Origin of the sequence: Streptomyces sp. NPDC102279 (assembly GCF_044766365.1) — a bacterium.
Lineage (GTDB): Bacteria > Actinomycetota > Actinomycetes > Streptomycetales > Streptomycetaceae > Streptomyces.
Genome location: NZ_JBIWLU010000017.1, coordinates 1 through 19,030, shown reverse-complemented (window position 1 = coordinate 19,030; position 19,030 = coordinate 1). Strand labels below are relative to the sequence as shown.

The following is a 19,030-nucleotide window of genomic DNA, read 5'->3' as shown; positions in this document are numbered from 1 at the left end:
CTAGCGCAGGTTCCGCGCCACCTCGGTCGCCCAGTACGTGAGGATGTTCTGCGCGCCGGCCCGCTTGATGCCGGCGAGGGACTCCAGGATCGCCTTGTCCCGGTCGATCCAGCCCTTCTCCGCGGCGGCCTCGATCATCGAGTACTCGCCGGAGATCTGGTAGGCGACGACCGGCACGTCCGACGCGTCGGCGACCCGGGTGAGGATGTCGAGGTAGGGACCGGCGGGCTTGACCATCACCATGTCGGCGCCCTCCTCCAGGTCGAGCGCCAACTCCCGCAGCGACTCCCGCGCGTTGGCCGGGTCCTGCTGGTACGTCTTGCGGTCGCCCTTGAGCGAGGAGCCGACGGCCTCCCGGAAGGGGCCGTAGAAGGCGGAGGAGTACTTGACGGTGTAGGCGAGGATGGCTACGTCCTCGCGGCCGATCTGGTCGAGGGCGTCCCGGACGACGCCGATCTGGCCGTCCATCATCCCGCTGGGGCCCACGATGTGGGCGCCCGCGTCGGCCTGCACCTGGGCCATCTCGGCGTACCGCTCCAGGGTGGCGTCGTTGTCGACCCGGCCCTGCTCGTCCAGCACACCGCAGTGCCCGTGGTCGGTCGTCTCGTCGAGGCACAGGTCGGACATCACGAGCAGTTCGTCGCCGACCTCGGCGCGGACGTCGCGCAGGGCGACCTGGAGGATGCCGTCCGGGTCCGTGCCGGGCGTCCCGACAGCGTCCTTCTTGGCGTCCTCGGGAACGCCGAACAGCATGATCCCGGAGACCCCGGCCTCCAGCGCCTCCACGGCGGCCTTCCGCAGGCTGTCCCGGGTGTGCTGCACGACTCCGGGCATCGCGGCGATCGGCACCGGCTCGCCGACACCCTCGCGCACGAACGCGGGGAGGATGAGATCGGCGGGGTGCAGCCGGGTCTCGGCGACCATCCGGCGCATGGCGGGCGTGGTACGCAGCCGCCGGGGACGCGTACCGGGGAAGGATCCGTACTTCGTCATGACATCTACGCTACGCCCGCCACAAGGGCACCCATACCGACGCTGTGTCGGGGCCAGGGCGTGGATCGACCCCGAATCCAGCCCCTCCGGCGAACCATCCAGCCCCTCCGGCGTTCGAGGCGCGTGGGTCCGGGGGCAGCGCCCCCGGGTCCGGGACGGGAAGGGGCGGGGGAGGCGGAAACCCGCCTCCCCCGCCCCCACCGGCGTCAGGTGGTCCGGCGACGCCGAGACCCGGGCCGGCGCTCACTGGGCCGGGTGACAGGGTCCCCCGCGTCCAGCGCGGCGGCCCGCCGACGAAGCCCGAAGTCGGCCAGGGCCTCGGCCAGCTTGTGCACGGACGGCTCGGGAGCCATCACGTCGACCCGCAGCCCGTGCTCCTCGGCCGTCTTGGCCGTGGCGGGACCGATACAGGCGATCACCGTCACGTTGTGCGGCTTGCCCGCGATACCGACCAGGTTCCGCACGGTCGACGACGAGGTGAACAGCACCGCGTCGAAACCGCCGCCCTTGATCGCCTCACGGGTGTCGGACGGCGGCGGCGAGGCACGCACGGTGCGGTACGCCGTGACGTCGTCGACCTCCCAGCCCAGCTCGATGAGCCCGGCCACCAGCGTCTCGGTGGCGATGTCGGCACGCGGCAGGAACACCCGGTCGATCGGGTCGAAGACCGGGTCGTAGGGCGGCCAGTCCTCCAGGAGACCGGCGGCGGACTGCTCACCGCTCGGCACCAGGTCCGGCTTCACGCCGAAGGCGATGAGCGCCGTCGCGGTCTGCTCGCCGACCGCGGCGACCTTGATGCCCGCGAAGGCACGGGCGTCGAGCCCGTACTCCTCGAACTTCTCGCGCACGGCCTTGACCGCGTTCACCGAGGTAAAGGCGATCCACTCGTAGCGGCCCGTGACCAGGCCCTTGACCGCGCGCTCCATCTGCTGGGGCGTGCGCGGCGGTTCGACGGCGATCGTCGGAACCTCGTGCGGCACGGCACCGTAGGACCGCAACTGGTCGGAGAGCGACGCCGCCTGCTCCTTCGTCCGCGGCACGAGGACCTTCCAGCCGAACAGCGGCTTGGACTCGAACCACGACAACTGGTCGCGCTGGGCGGCGGAGGAACGCTCACCGACCACGGCTATCACCGGGCGGCCACCGTCCGGGGACGGCAGCACCTTCGCCTGCTTCAGCGTCTGCGCGATCGTGCCGAGGGTGGCCGACCAGGTGCGCTGACGGGTCGTCGTACCGGCGATCGTCACCGACATCGGGGTGTCGGGCTTGCGGCCGGAGGCCACCAGCTCGCCCGCTGCCGCGGCCACCGAGTCGAGCGTCGACGACACGACGACGGTGCCGTCGGAGGCGCCGACCTCGCTCCAGCAACGGTCGGAGGCGGTCCGCGCGTCGACGAACCGGACGTCCGCGCCCTGCGCGTCCCGCAGCGGAACACCCGCGTACGCGGGCACCCCGACGGCGGCGGCGATGCCGGGCACGACCTCGAACGGAACACCCGCGGCGGCGCAGGCGAGCATTTCCTCGGCGGCGTACGTATCAAGTCCCGGGTCCCCGGGCACCGCGCGTACGACCCGCTTGCCGCCCCGTGCGGCCGTCATGACAAGATTGGCGGCATCCCTCGACGCGGGGTCACCAACGGTTGTTGACGTGCCGTCAACAACCGTCAGCTGAGGCGTGCCTGTGTTCCGGTACGTATCCGGCGAAGTGTCCGGATCCGTGTTCAGAACAGCGACGCCTTGTCTGGCGTGTACGCGCACCACGTCGAGCACGTCGTCCTCGGCGACGAGGACGTCCGCGTTCGCCAGCGCCTCGACGGCGCGCAGTGTCAGCAGCCCTGGATCTCCGGGTCCGGCACCCAGGAAGGTGACGTGCCCGTGAACGGGACCGGCGGGAAGGTTGGTGGGGCTCACAGTGCTCGCTCCCCCATCAGACCGGCCGCGCCCTTGGCAAGCATCTCGGCGGCGAGTTCACGGCCGAGCGCCATTGCTTGGTCATGTGTCTCGGGCACGGGACCGGTGGTGGACAGCTGCACCAGCGTCGAGCCGTCGGTCGTGCCGACGACGCCGCGCAGGCGCATCTCCTTGACAGTCTGCCCGTCGGCCAGGAGGTCGGCGAACGCGCCCACAGGTGCGCTGCAGCCGGCCTCCAGGGCGGCAAGCAGAGATCGCTCGGCGGTCACGGCGGCCCGCGTGAGCGGGTCGTCGAGCTCTCCGAGCGCGGCGACGAGGTCCGCGTTGTCCGCGGCACACTCGATCGCCAAAGCCCCCTGGCCGGGGGCAGGTAGAACGGTGTCGACCGACAAGAAGTCGGTGACCTCGTCGATACGGCCGATCCGCTTCAGTCCGGCCGCGGCGAGCACGACGGCGTCGAGCTCCCCGCTGCGGACGAATCCGACGCGGGTGTCGATGTTCCCGCGGATGGCGACCGTCTCGATCGTCAGGCCATGGCTGCGCGCGTACGCGTTCAGCTGGGCCATGCGGCGCGGCGAACCGGTGCCCACACGGGCGCCGTCCGGCAGCTCCGCGAAGGTCAGCCCGTCGCGGGCGACGAGCACGTCCCGCACGTCCTCGCGCACCGGCACGGCGGCCAGCGCGAGGTCCTCGGGCTGCGCGGTCGGCAGATCCTTGAGGGAGTGCACGGCGAAGTCGACCTCCCCGCGCACCAGTGCCTCGCGCAGGGCGGTCACGAAGACGCCCGTACCGCCGATCTGGGCCAGGTGTTCGCGGGAAACGTCGCCGTACGTCGTGATCTCAACGAGCTCGACGGGCCGTCCCGTCACCTGGCTCACGGCATCCGCCACCTGCCCGGACTGGGCCATGGCGAGTTTGCTGCGCCTGGTCCCGAGCCTCAAAGCCTGCTCACTCATGCTCGCCCTCGGTTCTTGGCGTTCTCGGTGTTGTTCTCGGCCCGCGAGACGGCGGCGACCGTCTCCGGGTCCAGGTCGAACAGGGTCCGCAGCGCGTCCGCGTACCCGGCACCGCCGGGTTCGGCGGCGAGTTGCTTGACCCGTACGGTCGGAGCGTGCAGCAGCTTGTCGACGACGCGGCGCACGGTCTGACCGATCTCGCCGCGCTGCTTGTCGTCGAGGTCCGGCAGCCGTCCGTCCAGCCGCGCGATCTCGTTCGCGACGACGTCGGCTGCCATGGCGCGCAGCGCCACGACGGTGGGGGTGATGTGCGCGGCCCGCTGCGCCGCGCCGAACGCGGCGACCTCGTCGGAGACGATCCGGCGGACCTGGTCCACGTCGGCGGCCATCGGCGCGTCGGCGGAGGCCTCGGCCAGCGACTCGATGTCGACGAGGCGCACACCGAGCAGCCGCTGCACGGCGGCGTCGATGTCCCGGGGCATCGCGAGGTCCAGCAGCGCGAGCACCGGCGCGGGGCGCGGCACCCTGGCGACGGGCTCCGGCCTGCGGCGCTCGGGGATACGGCCGACCGTCGAGGCCGTGGCGGCCAGCGCGGTGATCAGCTCGGCGTCGGCGTCGGGCGTACCGCGGTTGTCGCGGCGCTCGTCGGTCCCGGTGCCCTTGTCCACCCAGACGGCGTGCTGCTCCAGGGTGGCCGCGTCCATACCGGCGACGGCGGCCTCACCCATGACGGAGAAGCCGGTCGCGCCCTGGACGGCGGACAGGTCCAGGGGACAGCCGTCGTCGGTGCCGATGCTGGTGGGGGCGAGCTGTCCGTCGGGCCCGGCGGGCGTCTCGTCGCGGACGGCGACGGGGCTGCCGGTCCGTCCCTCGACGGCGGCCGCGACGGAGTCGGCGCTCAGCACCAGCCCGGTCGCGCCCGTGCAGGAGACGGCGATGTCGGCACGTGTCAGCTCGGCCGGCACCGCGTCCATCGGTACCGCGCGGGCCAGCACGTCCGTGTCGTCGCCGCCGGAGAGGATCTCGGCGAGGCGCTCGGCGCGGTCGTGGGTGCGGTTGGCGATCACGATCTCGGCGACTCCGGCGCGCGCGAGCGTCGCCGCGGCCAGCGAGGACATCGAGCCCGCGCCGATCACGAGGGCCTTCTTGCCCTTGGCCCAGGCCTCGACGGCCCGGCCGGCGGACAGCTGCTCCAGGCCGAAAGTGACCAGGGACTGTCCGGCCCGGTCGATGCCGGTCTCGGAGTGGGCGCGCTTGCCGACCCGCAGGGCCTGCTGGAACAGGTCGTTCAGGAGACGGCCCGCCGTGTGCAGTTCCTGCGCGGTGGCGAGCGCGTCCTTGATCTGGCCGAGGATCTGGCCCTCGCCGACGACCATCGAGTCCAGACCGCAGGCCACCGCGAAGAGGTGGTGGACGGCCCGGTCCTCGTAGTGCACGTACAGGTGGGGGGTGAGCTCCTCCAGCCCGACGCCGCTGTGCTGGGCGAGCAGGGTGGACAGCTCCGCGACACCCGCGTGGAACTTGTCCACGTCGGCGTACAGCTCGATGCGGTTGCAGGTGGCGAGGACGGCGCCCTCGGTGGCCGGCTCGGCGGCGAGGGTGTCCTGCAGCAGCTTGACCTGGGCGTCCGCGGACAGCGCGGCCCGCTCCAGAACGCTGACCGGGGCGCTGCGGTGGCTCAGCCCGACGACGAGGAGACTCATGCCGGCATCACCGCGGGAACGTCCCCGTCGGGTCCCTCGCCGTCGTTCTCGCGCGCGGCCCGGGCGGCGGCACCGGCCTGAGCCTCGGCCTCCTCGCCGGCCTTGCGCTGCTCGTGGAACGCGAGGATCTGCAGCTCGATGGAGAGGTCGACCTTGCGCACGTCGACGCCGTCCGGAACGGTCAGGACGGTCGGCGCGAAGTTCAGGATGGAGGTGACTCCGGCGGCCACCAGGCGGTCGCAGACCTGCTGGGCGGCTCCGGCCGGAGTGGCGATGACACCGATCGAGACACCGTTCTCGTCGATGATCTTTTCCAGCTCGTCCGTGTGCTGGACCGGGATTCCGGCGACGGGCTTTCCGGCCATCGCCGGGTCCGCGTCTATGAGCGCCGCGACACGGAATCCGCGGGAGGCGAACCCTCCGTAATTGGCCAGTGCCGCACCGAGGTTACCGATACCGACGATCACAACCGGCCAGTCCTGGGTCAGGCCCAGTTCGCGGGAGATCTGATACACGAGATACTCGACGTCGTAGCCCACACCGCGCGTCCCGTAGGAGCCGAGGTAGGAGAAGTCCTTGCGCAGCTTCGCGGAGTTGACCCCCGCCGCGGCCGCGAGCTCCTCCGAGGAGACCGTGGGTACCGAGCGTTCCGACAGTGCGGTGAGGGCTCGGAGGTACAGCGGAAGCCGGGCGACGGTGGCCTCGGGAATCCCTCGGCTGCGGGTCGCCGGTCGGTGAGTTCGGCCAGTTGCCACGGTGCTCCTGCGGGTAGAGCGGGGCTGCAGGCGGTCACACGTACCTAGACCGCCCCGTCGAATGCAGGCTATGTCTTTGTGAACGCGTGCACAAAGATGGTGTCCGATTTGCCCGGCCAACGTGACCGGGGTCACGCATGTCCGGCGCACGCCTATGGAACCAGCGCGTGGACAGCTTCGTTCCGCTCCTGAAGGGGGCAAAACCGCACACACTCCTCAACGAATCCCGCCCCCGAGACCAATCCGCCGTCGATCCTAGGCGACTTTCCCTGCCACTTGGACTACTCGGTCAGGTCACAAGTCGGGGCACAACGCGAGCGGGGCGGGCCTGCCCCGCACAGAACTCACTGTGCGAGGGCTTTGCGCAGGCGCTCCTCGTTCACGCGCCAGAACGTGTGCTGGGCGCCGTCCACCAGCACCACCGGGATCTGCTCCCAGTACTGACGGTGCAGTTCCTCGTCCTCGGTGATGTCCTTCTTCTCCCACGGGACCCCGAGGTCGGCACAGACCTTCTCGATCACTTCCTGTGCGTCATCACACAGATGACACCCGGGCTTCCTGATCAGCGTGACCAGGCGATCCTCGGGCGCCTTCCTCTCCGTACGGCGGTCGCTGCGCCGGAACATGGGGCTCATACGCGCCATTCTCCCGCCCCCGGCGCGCCCACGGGCCCCCTCCGCGCTTTATGTGACAAGCGGACTCCACCGGGGACGACGCGCCGCCACGCCGACGGACGGGACCACTTCTTTAACGGCTCGGTCGCGGAGAGTTCACAGCGTGGAATCCTCTCGACTCCGGAACCACCGAACAGACTGGCTATGCTCACGACATGGCCGCTCTCGGATGGCTCACTCCCCGTAGGCGCTCCGCCACCGCGCGGAGCGTGTTGGCAGGCGAGGCCTCTGCGGAGGCAGCCCGCAAGTCCTCGCAGGAACTGGAAGAACTGGCGCCACCGGACGCCGTGGAGGAACCGGAGTTCCCGGTGCTCGGCGACGACAGGGCCGCCGCGTTCTTCGACCTCGACAACACCGTGATGCAGGGCGCCGCCCTCTTCCACTTCGGGCGGGGCCTCTACAAGCGGAAGTTCTTCGAGACCCGCGACCTCGCCAAGTTCGCCTGGCAGCAGGCGTGGTTCCGGCTGGCCGGTGTCGAGGACCCCGAGCACATGCAGGAGGCGCGCGACTCCGCGCTGTCGATCGTCAAGGGCCACCGGGTCGCCGAGCTGATGTCCATCGGCGAGGAGATCTACGACGAGTACATGGCCGAGCGGATCTGGCCCGGCACCCGCGCCCTCGCCCAGGCCCACCTGGACGCGGGACAGAAGGTCTGGCTCGTCACGGCGGCCCCGGTGGAGATCGCCACGGTGATCGCACGACGCCTCGGCCTCACGGGCGCGCTCGGCACGGTCGCCGAGTCGGTGGGCGGCGTCTACACCGGCAAGCTGGTGGGCGAACCGCTGCACGGACCGGCGAAGGCCGAGGCCGTCCGGGCGCTCGCCACCGCCGAGGGCCTGGACCTCTCGCGCTGCGCGGCCTACAGCGACTCGCACAACGACATCCCGATGCTCTCGCTCGTCGGACATCCGTACGCGATCAATCCCGACGCGAAACTGCGCAGGCACGCGCGGGACTTCGACTGGCGCCTGCGGGACTACCGCACGGCGCGCAAGGCCGCGAAGGTCGGCATCCCGGCCGCGGCCGGTGTCGGCGCGGTCGCCGGCGGCACAGCGGCGGCCATCGCCCTCCACCGCCGCCGCCGCTGACCACTCGGCGTTTCGAGCCCCTCCTCCGTTCGAGGAGCGGGGTACGGGGCGGAGCCCCCGGTACGGGGCGGGCAGGGCCGCCGGGGCGAAAACCTGTCCGGACCTGGGCGGGGCCCCCTGCCGCGACGGCCAGTCAGCACTCCTACCCACGCCGTGGGCAGCCCAGTCACGCCCATCACAGGCGGGCACAACACGCCCTGCACTCAGACGGAACGCGAACTGATTCGATCAACAACTGATCACCGAGCGGTACTTGAACGGGCACCGATAGGCCTCAGAAGCGACGTAATCGATGATTTGAGCAACTCGGTGTAGCGCTGCCTGTACGAAGCGTTATTCTCCTCAGACGCAAACCGGTACCCCTCCGTCGCCACGACGGGTGAAAGGTCCCGCACTGCACGTGATGGAAGCTCTGCCTCTGGGAGTCCCGTGTACTCACACGTCGGGGTTGACGCCTCTGGCCTGGCTACGCTGCGCGCAACGGTCCTCGACCGTCTGCGCGGCTTCGTCCCCACCGCGTATGCCGTCCCCGCCTTCGCCGTCGCCACGCCTGTCGGCCCTTGCTATGCCCTGGCCGACGGCAACGCCACGGTCGGCAGACGGGGCCGCTCAGGCTCGGCCACCACCGCACGACGTCCGGCCGCGGACAGCGACAGCGCCCGGATGATGGATCTCGTGGAGCGCGCTCAGGCCGGCGAGGCCGACGCCTTCGGGCGGCTCTACGACCAGTACAGCGACACCGTGTACCGCTACATCTACTACCGGGTGGGAGGTAAGGCGACTGCCGAGGACCTCACCAGTGAGACCTTCCTGCGGGCACTGCGCCGGATCGGCACCTTCACCTGGCAGGGCCGGGACTTCGGCGCCTGGCTGGTGACCATCGCCCGCAACCTGGTCGCCGACCACTTCAAGTCCAGCCGCTTCCGGCTGGAGATCACCACCGGCGAGATGCTCGACGCCAACGAGGTCGAGCGCTCCCCCGAGGACTCCGTCCTGGAGTCCCTGTCGAACGCGGCGCTGCTGGACGCCGTGAAACGACTGAACCCGCAGCAGCAGGAGTGCGTGACACTCCGCTTCCTCCAGGGGCTCTCGGTCGCCGAGACCGCCCGGGTGATGGGGAAGAACGAGGGTGCCATCAAGACCCTCCAGTACCGGGCCGTCCGTACGCTGGCCCGACTCCTGCCGGACGACGTCCGCTGAGCCCGCTGCGAGCCACGGTGGTCCGACACATTCGGCGACGACCAACTCACCGTCCGTAAGAGTCCGTTGACTTCGCGGTCCGATCATCCGTCGTCCGTAACCCAAGTGCCGCGACGCTCGTTGTGCGGGATACAGGCTCCCTGTGGTCACGCCTTGGCCATCGCCGATCACCCGATCGTGTGGATATGGCCAAGGGGTGCAACCCTCAGGACCCCCTGGGGAGTCGACCGTCATGACGAGAGGAGGTGCCGCCAGTGATCGCGAACGTATCGGCACACCGGCGGGCGGACGCCTTCGCCCAGGCTCTGGAGCAGTCCGACCAGGGCACGGCGGCCGAGCAGCCCGATGGGTCTGCACCGTCACGGGCTGCTGCGGAACGAACCGGGCAAGAGCCGTTGACGGCTCTTGCCACGGGTCTCGGCGAGCTGCCCAAACCGGAGCTGGATCCCGAGGTCAAGGTCGTGCAGCGAGCCCAGCTCGTCGCCGCGATGGAGGCCATGCTGCTGGAAGGCACCGCCGCCGGAGGCGAGGGTTTGGACCGTGCCGTGCCCGAGCAGCGGTCCCATCGGGCCAAGGGCGCGCACCGGGCGACCGGACTGGGGAAGCTGCGCCCCAGGTCGCGGCTGACCAAGGGGCTCGCCGCGGGCGGGCTCAGCATCGGCGTGGCCGCCGGAGCCCTCGGCGGTGTAGCCGCCGCGAGCTCCGACGCCCTGCCCGGCGATTCGCTCTACGGGCTCAAGCGAGGCGTGGAGGACATCAAGCTGGGCCTGGCCCAGGGTGACAGCGACCGGGGCGAGCTCTATCTCGACCAGGCCTCGAACCGCCTGAGCGAGGCACGCCGGCTGATGGAGCGCGGCCGGTCCGGACAGCTCGACCACGAGTCCCTGGGCGAGGTCCGCCGCGCCCTGTCCGGCATGCAGCACGACGCCTCCGAAGGCCACCGCCTGCTGCACGAGGCGTACGAACGGGACGGCTCACTCGGCCCCATCCAGGCCCTGTCCGCCTTCTCCCGGTCGCACCGCGAGGCCTGGGGCGCGCTGCGCGACCGACTGCCCGTGCAGCTCGGTGACGTCAGCGACCAGGTGTCGTCCGTCTTCGACGCCATAGACGAAGAGGTCGGCCCGCTCCGCTCACTGCTGCCCACGACCCCCGCCCCCGAGGGCACCGGGCGTCACCGCGGCAGGAGCGAGGAGTCCACCGACTCCCCCGGCACCGACGCACCGGAGCCCAGCGCCACCAGCGGTTCCGCGAAGGGCAGCCACGGCGGCGGCAGCAGCGGCAAGCCGAAGCCCTCCAGCTCGGGCAGCGAGAGCGACGACGGCCTTCTCGGCGGCAACACCGGCGGCCTGCTCGACCCGCCCAAGGACGACACCAGTTCCTCGCCGTCCAGCAGCAGCGGCAGCAGTGCGACGAGCAAGCCGGACGTCACCCTGCCTCCCCTGCTCCCCGGCCTGCTGCCGGGCCTCGGCATCGACACCGAGGACAGCAGCTGACCCAGGCACTCCGTGTACGGCGATGGGGCACCCTTCTCAGGAAGGGTGCCCCATCGCCGTACCGCCGAAAGCCCGTGGGCATATCAGGGCATCATCAGCAGAACCGTAACTGCATGATCAGAAGAACACGGACCTGCGCTGCACCAGCAGCTTGTACAGGGTGTGCTGGATCTGCTCCCTGACCTGGTCGGTCAGGTTGAACATCAGCATCGGGTCCTCGGCCGCCTCCGGCGGATAGCCGTCCGTCAGGATCGGCTCGCCGAACTGGATCGTCCACTTCGTCGGCAGCGGCACCGCGCCGAGCGGACCGAGCCACGGGAACGTCGGCGTGACCGGGAAGTACGGGAAGCCGAGCAGCCGAGCGAGCGTCTTCGCGTTGCCGATCATCGGGTAGATCTCCTCCGCGCCGACGATCGAGCACGGAATGATCGGGGTGCCCTGGCGCAGCGCGGTCGAGACGAAGCCGCCCCGGCCGAACCGCTGGAGCTTGTAGCGCTCGCTGAACGGCTTGCCGATGCCCTTGAAGCCCTCCGGCATCACACCGACCAGTTCCCCGCGCTCCAGGAGCCGTTCGGCGTCCTCGGCGCACGCGAGCGTGTGACCGGCCTTGCGGGCCAGCTCGTTGACGACCGGCAGCATGAAGACGAGGTCGGCGGCGAGGAGCCGGAGGTGTCGGTCGGCGGGGTGGTTGTCGTGGACGGCGACCTGCATCATCAGGCCGTCCAGCGGCAGCGTGCCCGAGTGGTTGGCGACGATCAGGGCGCCGCCCTCGGACGGGATGTTCTCGATGCCCTTCACGTCGACACGGAAGTACTTCTCGTACAACGGCCGGATCAGCGACATGAGGACCTGGTCGGTCAGCTCCTCGTCGAACCCGAAGTCGTCGATCTCGTAGTCGCCCGTGAGCCGGCGCCGCAGGAAGGCGAGGCCTCCCGCGATGCGCTGCTCCAGGCCGGCACCGCCCTGCTGGGGCTGCTGAGGCGGCTGTTCGTCGTGCGTCACGGGAACATCATCCTGCGGGACGGCCCGTCCCGGCAGGGGCTGGACCTCCCGGACCGCCGTCGGCTCGCCCCTGCGCCGGGTCCCATGGGCCCGGCGCCGCGGCGGGCGTTGCGCGGCGGCCCCGCGCGACCGGTCGTCGTCGAACGGAATGACCTTGGCGTCCGCCATCGTTGATGCGCTCCTCAGTTGGCGCTCTGCGTCGGGTGGCCGCCGCCCAGGAGAGGCAGTGCGGCGATCCGGTCCACGGCCCCCGCGAGGGCCTCCGGGGGCAGGAGTCCGGGTCCCCGGCTGTGGGCGAAGTCCGCGAAGGTCTCCGCCGTCGTGTACTTCGGGTGATAGCCCAGGGTTTCGCGCATCTGGTGCGTCGCGACCACCCTGCCGTGCGTCAGCAGCCGCAGCTGCTCCGGCGAGAAGTCCGTCACGCCCAGGGTACGCACGGCCGTGCCGGCCCAGCTGAGCGCGGGCAGCAGCAGCGGGACCGTGGGGCGGCCGAGGCGCCGCGCGCACTGCGAGAGCAGCAGGACACCGTCGCCGGCGATGTTGAACGTGCCACTGTTGAGCGTGCCCCGCCGCGGTTCGTCCGAGGCGAGCAGCAACAGCTCGATGACGTCGTTCTCGTGCACGAACTGGAGCCGCGGGTCGTAGCCGAACACGGTCGGCAGCACGGGCAGCGAGAAGTACGAGGCGAGCGGCGAGTCCGCGCTCGGGCCGAGGATGTTGGCGAAGCGCAGCACGCACACGGCGACGTCGGGCCTGCGGCGGGCGAAGCCGCGCACGTACCCCTCGACCTCGACCGTGTCCTTCGCGAAGCCGCCGCTGGGCAGGGACTTGGGCGAGGTGGTCTCGGTGAAGACGGCGGGGTCGCGGGGCGCCGAACCGTAGACGTTCGTACTGGACTTCACGACGAGCCGCTTGACCGTCGGGGATTTCTGGCAGGCGCCGAGGAGCTGCATGGTGCCGATGACGTTGGTCTCCTTGACCGAGGTCCGGCTGCCGGAGCCCAGCGGCGTGCCCGTCACGTCCATGTGCACGACCGTGTCGACGGAGTGCTCGGCGAGCACCCGCGCGATCGCGGGCTGTCTGATGTCCGCCTGCACGAAGTCGGCGCCGCCGATGTGGTGCTCGGGCGGCACGGCGTCGACGGCGATCACCCGGTCCACCCGCGGGTCACGCTGGATCCGTCGTACGAACCGGCCCCCCAGCTGTCGGGCCACTCCGGTCACGAGCACGACCTTCCCCAAGATCAGCGCCTTCCTTCCAGATCTGGACGTAGCTTCACTCGTACCTGCCGCGTTCCCCGTGTGCCGCCAACCTAGCGGGTCGATGTTGCGCTGTGATGACCGCCCGATGCATGAAGTCACGACAGCCGCAGACGTACGACCAGACCAAGCCATTCGGCCCACAGGCGTACGCGCGAAAGCGCGGGAGACCGTTCGACGTCCGAGTCGCCTTTCGGGAGGTTCCCGTCGGGCGGCGTTCGCGGATGCCGACGCGAACTCCCGGGTGGCGCAGCCGAATCCCGGGGGCCGCTCCGTGCGGGTGACCCTCCCGGAGCCGGACATGCCTGTGGCCCCCCACCTGCTGGCGGGGGGCCACAGTACGCGCGCGTTTCCGCGGCGTCGCCTACTTCTTGTTGCGACGCTGAACGCGAGTGCGCTTGAGCAGCTTGCGGTGCTTCTTCTTCGCCATCCGCTTGCGCCGCTTCTTGATAACAGAGCCCACGACTACCCTCGCTCACTTCTCTTTACTCGGTGCTGGGCTGCATGGGCCCACACGACCTATGAGGGGCCAGCCTACCCGTCCGAACGCTGAGGTCGTAATCGAGGTGTTCCGGGAGATCACGGAGGTCTCCCGGAACATCGGTCAGGCGGTCTCCACCCCCACATAGCTCTCGCGGAGGTATTCGTGAACCGCTTGCTCCGGAACCCGGAAGGACCTCCCCACCCGGATCGCCGGCAGATGACCGCTGTGCACCAAGCGGTACACGGTCATCTTCGACACTCGCATCACCGAGGCGACTTCCGCCACGGTAAGGAACTGAACCTCGTTCAGAGGCCTCTCGCCTGCAGCCATGACACACCCGAACCTTCCGCACTCGACGGTCACCGGCTTCCCCTTCCGGTGACTCTTCGTCGTTGCGTGCTCACTCCCCAATGTAGGGGCGTGTGATGCGAGTGGGGAAGAGGGGATGCGATCGGCCGCCTACTGTGACAGACACGCTCGATTGAGTACATAGCGAGTAAGCGGTCGGTAGTAATCAGACCGCACAGCGTCATCAAGCGGAACGACGACGGCCACCCGCCCCTCCGCCTCTCCGACGAAGAGCGCGGGATCGTCCGTATCAGCGAGCCCGATGGCCTCGAACCCCAGCTGACCTGCTCCGCAGACCCATCCGTGGTCCCCGATGACAAGCTCCGGGAGGGGCTCTCCGGACGCCGCCGCGGCCGCCAGAACCGTCCGAACCGGCAGCGGGGAATGGCTGTGCGCGCCGGTCGTGCGACCGGCGGCCGACGGCCCGGGTTCGCGTACCAACGCGACGCCTTGTACGTAGTCGAGGTTGTAGGTGCGTAGACCGAACCGGGTCGTTATGTCGACAGAGCTACCCTGCGCCGGGGTGAGGACGGTACATCCAGCCGACGACAAGGCGTCCGCGATCGCGGCGTAGAAGGCGATCAGCCGGTGCGGATGACCCGTGCCCAGGAGCACAGGGTGACGATGACGGGCCGCCCGAGCGAGCCGCTCCGCGAAAGCGTCGAGAGCCGCCAGAGTCCGCTCCGGGTCGATCACATCATGCCCCGAAACGTGCGAGGGGTCGGCCGAAACCCCACACTTGTCCGCCATCAGTTCGATCAGCTCCCGCTGCCCCCAGGTCCACTCGGGGTCGAGCCCGAGCAGCACACGGGGGTCACGGGCCGCGAAGAGCCGATAACTGCGCAAGCTCTCCTCGCGCGAGGTGGCCACAGGCCCGGCCAGCCGGGCGGCCAGCAGATGTGCACGCAAAGCTCCGGTGCTCAACACGCCAGCGATGCTGACGCATCACCGAAGATCGAACGCCCAAAACACGGAAAATGCCCCACAGTTGGTCTAATGCCCCTCCGCGACGCCTCCACGTCAGTTTCCCGCGCGGGGCCTACGGCAGCAGACCCCGCAACGGGAACGCGGCCCGCCGCGTCGCCACGATCGCCTGGTCGAGGCGGTCCGCCGGGTCGTACCCCGACTCCCAGTCCTTCCAGGACACCGGCCACCGCCCGTCCGTCATCCGCATCGGCGCCAACTGCCGGGTCCGGGCGAAGACTTCCTGGCGCCAGCCCTCCGGGATCACCGTCTCCGGCTCGACCGGCCGCCCCGCGGCGATCGCCACGAGATGCGTCCACGACCGCGGTACGACGTCCACCACCGCGTACCCGCCGCCGCCCAGCGCCACCCAGCGCCCGTCCGCGTACCGGTGCGCCAGGTCGTGACAGGCGACCTGCACCGCCCGCTGCGCGTCGAGCGAGACGGCGAGGTGCGCGAGGGGATCCTCGAAGTGGGTGTCCGCGCCGTGCTGCGTCACCAGGACCTGCGGCCGGAAGTCCGCGAGCAACTCGGGAACCACGGCGTGGAAGGCGCGCAGCCAGCCCGCGTCCCCGGTCCCCGCCGGCAGCGCGACGTTCACGGCCGAACCCTCGGCGTCGTCCGCGCCGGTCTCCTCCGGCCACCCCGTCTGCGGGAACAGCGTCCGCGGATGCTCGTGCAACGAGATCGTCAGAACACGCGGGTCCTCCCAGAACGCCGCCTGGACACCGTCACCGTGGTGCACGTCGACGTCCACGTACGCGACCCGCTCGGCGCCGAGCTCCAGCAACCGGGCGACAGCGAGCGCGGCGTCGTTGTAGATGCAGAAACCGGACGCGGCACCGGGCATCGCGTGATGCAGCCCGCCGGCGAAGTTCACCGCGTGCAGCGCCTCACCACGCCACACCGCCTCGGCGGCCCCCACCGACTGCCCCGCGATCAACGCGGACACCTCGTGCATCCCGGCGAACGCGGGATCGTCCATCGTCCCCAGCCCGTACGCGGAGTCGGCCGCCTCCGGATCCGCGGACGCGGCCCTGACCGCGTCCACGTAGTCCTCGCGGTGCACCAGCCGCAGCGTCGACTGCCCTGCGGGCTTCGCCGCGACGACGGCGACGTCCCGGTCGATCCCGAAGGCGTCGACGAGACTCCGGGTCAGGGCGAGCCGGACCGGATCCATCGGATGGTCCGGCCCGAAGTCATATCCCGTTACTGCCTCGTCCCACATCAGCTGTGCGCGGCCGCTCATGCACGTCACCGTATCGGTCCGGTTCAGAAGCGAACGACCGGGCGTACCCCAAGGTCGCGAGCACCAGGACCATCGGTACGAGCATGGCGCCGCGGTAGTTCCAGGCGTCACCCAACGCCCCCACCAACGGCGACCCGATCAGGAACCCGACGTAGTTGAAGATGTTCAGCCGCGCGATCGCCGCGTCCGAGGCTCCCGGGAAGAGCCGCCCCGCGGCCGCGAAGGTCTGCGGCACGATCACACACAGCCCGAGACCCAGCAGCGTGAACCCGAGCATGCCCACCCAGGGCCCCGGCGCCACCGCCACCACCCCGAACCCGAGCGCGGCGATCACGGCACCCAGCCGCACCACCGCCACCGCTCCGAACCGCCGCACCCCGAAGTCCCCGACAGCCCGCCCGACCAGCGTCATCACCATGTAGACGTTGTACGGAACGGTCGACAGCTGCTCGGAACTGCCCAGCACGTCCTGGAGGTACTTCGCGCTCCAGTTGGAGACCGTCGAGTCCCCGATGTACGCGAACGTCATCACCAGGCAGAGCGGCAGCAGCAGCCGGAAGACCAGCGGTCCCGCGCCGGCACCGCCCTCGGCCGCCCGGTCCTTCCCCTCGACGGCGACCGCGCCCCCGTCGACGTACCACCGGCTCCCCACCAGCGTGAGCGGCAACAGCACCAGCACCACCGGCAGATACGACATGAACAGCGACTGGTGCCAGTGCGCCCCGACCCACGCCAGCGAGGCACCCACGATCCCGCCCAGGCTGTACGTGGCGTGGAAACCGAGCATGATGCTGCGCCCGTACGACCGCTGGAGGCTCACCCCGAGCATGTTCATCGAGGCATCGAGCGCGCCGACCGCGAGCCCGAAGGCAGCGAGGGAGACCGCCACTTCGACGAGTCGGTCACCGGCGCCGACGCCCAGCAGGGCCAGCAGCACGACCGGCTGCGACCACCGCAGGACGCGGCTGGGGGGTATGCGCTTCACCAACTGCTCGGTGGTGACGCTGCCGACTCCGGCCAGCACGGGAACGGCGGCCAGGAATACCGGCAACAGCCCGTCGGAGATCCCGTAACGGTCCTGGATGGCCGGGATGCGCGTCACGAGCAGCGCGAAGGCGGCGCCCTGAGCGAAGAAACTGAACGCCAAAGAGGCCCTACCGCGCCGCAGCACATCTGTCATGGCGGCGAGCGTAGGGCCCCGGCTTACCGGTGGGTAGATCAAGCCGAAGATGAATTCTGCTCAGCTCTTCGGCCGAAGGTCCCTCAGCGGTCCGACCCGGCCCCGGCGGCGAGCTCTCGCTCCAGCATCTTCTCCATCGGGACGACCGCGAAGCGCCCGCTGACCAGGAAGGCGAGGGTCATCGAGGCGACCATGACGACCGTGCCGAGCCAGACCATCGTGTCGATGGGCAGCGTGTACACCCCGACCACCCGCGCGACACACTCGCCGAGCAGCACCACACCCCACACGAGCGAGAACGTCCGCTCGGCCTTCCGGAACGGCTCCGAACCGGCCGCCAGCCGGTCCCAGGCCGCGGCCCGCGCCGCGTCCCCTTTCACCAGGAACGGCTTCATCCCCTGCGTCATCATCGGCCGCCCCCACTTCACGGACAGCAGGACACCGATGCCGACCGCACTGCTGGCACCACTGTCCTTCGCCATCATGAGCCGCGGGTCCCCGGCGACGAGGCTGAGCGAGAGCCCGACCACGTTGACGAACAGGATCAGCCCGGCGAGCGCGTTCACCCGGCGCTCCTTCACCACACCCCACACGGTCCGCACGGCCGGCACCACGCTGCTCCAACCGAGCGCCGCGACGGTGCCCATCCCGAACCCGTTCTTGAGCAGGTAGTACGACCCGACGGGCACCACGACGTCCACGATCAGCGGCAGGAAACTCGGCCGGGGACCAGCGGCCTCCGGGGCGATGTCCTTGGCCGGCACGATGACCGCCGGGGCGGCGTAGTCGGTCGATCCGGCGCTGATCTCGCTGGCGGTGATGCTCATGATCGGGTCCCTCCGTCGTCACTGTGTACGTCCCGTTCCGATGTACTCAGCTTCGCGGTCGGACCCTCTCCCCCGACAGAAACGATCGTCCGGTGCTCCGCATGACAAATGTCAGCGGAGCTCCCTGGAGGCCGTCATACGGGCCGTCATACCAGCAGGTCAGCCAAGTCCCGCATGTCACCGAAGAGTTCGGTCGCTCCGGCCAGCCGGTCGGCGGGTGTCATGGCGGTGAACCCGTACACGTCCATACCGGCCGCGTTGGCCGCCCTCACCCCGAGCGCACTGTCCTCGACGACCACGCACTTCTCCGGAGGTACGCCCATGCGCTCGGCGGCGTGGAGGAACAGGTCCGGCGCCGGCTTGCCCCGGCCCACGTCCTGGGAGCTGAAGATCCGCCCCTCGTCGAACCACCGGTCGAGTCCGGTCGTCCGGTGCCCGACCCGGATCCGCTCGTGACTCCCGGACGAGGCCACGCAGTACGGCACCCCGTCGGCCGCCAGCTTCTCCACGACCTGCACGGCACCGGGAACGGGCTTCAGCTCGCGCTCGAAGGCGGCGAAGACCCGCGCGTGGAACACGTCGTCGAAGTCGTCCGGCAGACGCTGTCCGCTCCGCTCCAGGACGATGTCGTGGACGCGGTGCATGGCGGCACCCATGTAGTCGCGCAGGGACTCCTCGTACGAGGTGGGATGCCCCAGCTCGGTGAGGTGGGCGGCCAGCAGGGTGTTGGAGATCGGCTCACTGTCCACGAGGACGCCGTCATTGTCGAAGATGACCAGGTCGTAGCGCATGGAAAAGACCCTAAACGCAGAAAACCCCCTTGCCGAATGGCAAGGGGGTTTTCTCAAAAATAGTTCGGCGGCGTCCTACTCTCCCACAGGGTCCCCCCTGCAGTACCATCGGCGCTGTGAGGCTTAGCTTCCGGGTTCGGAATGTAACCGGGCGT

Annotated in this window: 18 protein-coding genes and 1 rRNA gene; 3 read left to right on the top strand and 16 right to left on the bottom strand. The window is 70.0% G+C overall.

Annotated features, from left to right (window positions below; genetic code table 11):
- The 6 genes from hemB to ACIRQH_RS35380 form a co-directional block, all read right to left on the bottom strand.
- Window positions 1–993, bottom strand: coding sequence for a porphobilinogen synthase (hemB, locus tag ACIRQH_RS35405; RefSeq protein ID WP_358822462.1), 993 nt, complete (start codon window positions 991–993; stop codon window positions 1–3).
- A 206-nt stretch (window positions 994–1,199) separates the two neighbouring features.
- Entirely contained in the window at window positions 1,200–2,903 is a 1,704-nt protein-coding gene (locus ACIRQH_RS35400) for a bifunctional uroporphyrinogen-III C-methyltransferase/uroporphyrinogen-III synthase (protein WP_358822347.1), read from the bottom strand.
- Window positions 2,900–3,859: a hydroxymethylbilane synthase gene (gene hemC, locus ACIRQH_RS35395; RefSeq protein WP_358822346.1), complete on the bottom strand. Its 960-nt coding sequence runs from the start codon at window positions 3,857–3,859 to the stop codon at window positions 2,900–2,902. The genes ACIRQH_RS35400 and hemC overlap by 4 nt, the downstream gene beginning before the upstream one ends.
- Window positions 3,856–5,562, bottom strand: coding sequence for a glutamyl-tRNA reductase (locus tag ACIRQH_RS35390; RefSeq protein WP_404229114.1), 1,707 nt, complete (start codon window positions 5,560–5,562; stop codon window positions 3,856–3,858). The genes hemC and ACIRQH_RS35390 overlap by 4 nt, the downstream gene beginning before the upstream one ends.
- The gene (locus ACIRQH_RS35385; RefSeq protein WP_355880717.1) at window positions 5,559–6,317 is read right to left on the bottom strand and encodes a redox-sensing transcriptional repressor Rex; all 759 of its coding nucleotides are present in this window, start codon (window positions 6,315–6,317) and stop codon (window positions 5,559–5,561) included. Before ACIRQH_RS35385 ends, ACIRQH_RS35390 begins: the two co-directional genes overlap by 4 nt.
- A 344-nt stretch (window positions 6,318–6,661) precedes the next feature.
- The gene (locus ACIRQH_RS35380; RefSeq protein ID WP_358822344.1) at window positions 6,662–6,961 is read right to left on the bottom strand and encodes a glutaredoxin family protein; all 300 of its coding nucleotides are present in this window, start codon (window positions 6,959–6,961) and stop codon (window positions 6,662–6,664) included.
- Between the two features lie 185 nt (window positions 6,962–7,146).
- Here ACIRQH_RS35380 and ACIRQH_RS35375 point away from each other — a divergent pair, with 185 nt between their 5' ends.
- From ACIRQH_RS35375 to ACIRQH_RS35365, 3 genes are all read left to right on the top strand, one after another.
- Entirely contained in the window at window positions 7,147–8,079 is a 933-nt protein-coding gene (locus tag ACIRQH_RS35375; protein WP_358822343.1) for an HAD-IB family hydrolase, read from the top strand.
- A gap of 429 nt (window positions 8,080–8,508) precedes the next feature.
- Entirely contained in the window at window positions 8,509–9,279 is a 771-nt protein-coding gene (locus tag ACIRQH_RS35370) for an ECF subfamily RNA polymerase sigma factor, BldN family (RefSeq protein ID WP_355880726.1), read from the top strand.
- Window positions 9,280–9,533: 254 nt separating this feature from the next.
- A complete protein-coding gene (locus ACIRQH_RS35365; protein WP_404229110.1) occupies window positions 9,534–10,772 on the top strand; it encodes a DUF5667 domain-containing protein in 1,239 nt (412 codons plus the stop codon).
- 117 nt (window positions 10,773–10,889) lie between these two features.
- Here ACIRQH_RS35365 and ACIRQH_RS35360 read toward each other — a convergent pair whose 3' ends face one another.
- The 10 genes from ACIRQH_RS35360 to rrf form a co-directional block, all read right to left on the bottom strand.
- A complete protein-coding gene (locus ACIRQH_RS35360) occupies window positions 10,890–11,942 on the bottom strand; it encodes a lysophospholipid acyltransferase family protein (RefSeq protein ID WP_358822341.1) in 1,053 nt (350 codons plus the stop codon).
- 14 nt (window positions 11,943–11,956) lie between these two features.
- Window positions 11,957–13,015 carry an NAD-dependent epimerase/dehydratase family protein gene (locus ACIRQH_RS35355; RefSeq protein ID WP_358822340.1) on the bottom strand — a complete coding sequence of 353 codons (1,059 nt, stop codon included), beginning with the start codon at window positions 13,013–13,015 and terminating at the stop codon, window positions 11,957–11,959.
- A 382-nt stretch (window positions 13,016–13,397) separates the two neighbouring features.
- Window positions 13,398–13,496, bottom strand: coding sequence for a 30S ribosomal protein bS22 (locus ACIRQH_RS35350; protein WP_003948845.1), 99 nt, complete (start codon window positions 13,494–13,496; stop codon window positions 13,398–13,400).
- A 141-nt stretch (window positions 13,497–13,637) separates the two neighbouring features.
- A complete protein-coding gene (locus tag ACIRQH_RS35345; RefSeq protein ID WP_093781815.1) occupies window positions 13,638–13,847 on the bottom strand; it encodes a helix-turn-helix domain-containing protein in 210 nt (69 codons plus the stop codon).
- A gap of 129 nt (window positions 13,848–13,976) precedes the next feature.
- Entirely contained in the window at window positions 13,977–14,792 is an 816-nt protein-coding gene (locus ACIRQH_RS35340) for a phosphatase (RefSeq protein WP_388874530.1), read from the bottom strand.
- A 112-nt stretch (window positions 14,793–14,904) separates the two neighbouring features.
- The gene (locus tag ACIRQH_RS35335; protein WP_388874527.1) at window positions 14,905–16,077 is read right to left on the bottom strand and encodes an acetoin utilization protein AcuC; all 1,173 of its coding nucleotides are present in this window, start codon (window positions 16,075–16,077) and stop codon (window positions 14,905–14,907) included.
- The gene (locus tag ACIRQH_RS35330) at window positions 16,028–17,257 is read right to left on the bottom strand and encodes an MFS transporter (protein ID WP_404229105.1); all 1,230 of its coding nucleotides are present in this window, start codon (window positions 17,255–17,257) and stop codon (window positions 16,028–16,030) included. The genes ACIRQH_RS35335 and ACIRQH_RS35330 overlap by 50 nt, the downstream gene beginning before the upstream one ends.
- A gap of 83 nt (window positions 17,258–17,340) precedes the next feature.
- Window positions 17,341–18,084, bottom strand: a complete 744-nt coding sequence (locus tag ACIRQH_RS35325; RefSeq protein WP_388874523.1) for a VC0807 family protein — start codon at window positions 18,082–18,084, stop codon at window positions 17,341–17,343.
- 146 nt (window positions 18,085–18,230) lie between these two features.
- The gene (locus ACIRQH_RS35320; protein WP_358822336.1) at window positions 18,231–18,875 is read right to left on the bottom strand and encodes an HAD family hydrolase; all 645 of its coding nucleotides are present in this window, start codon (window positions 18,873–18,875) and stop codon (window positions 18,231–18,233) included.
- 62 nt (window positions 18,876–18,937) lie between these two features.
- Window positions 18,938–19,030: ribosomal RNA gene (rrf, locus tag ACIRQH_RS35315) — 5S ribosomal RNA — on the bottom strand; the annotation flags it as partial.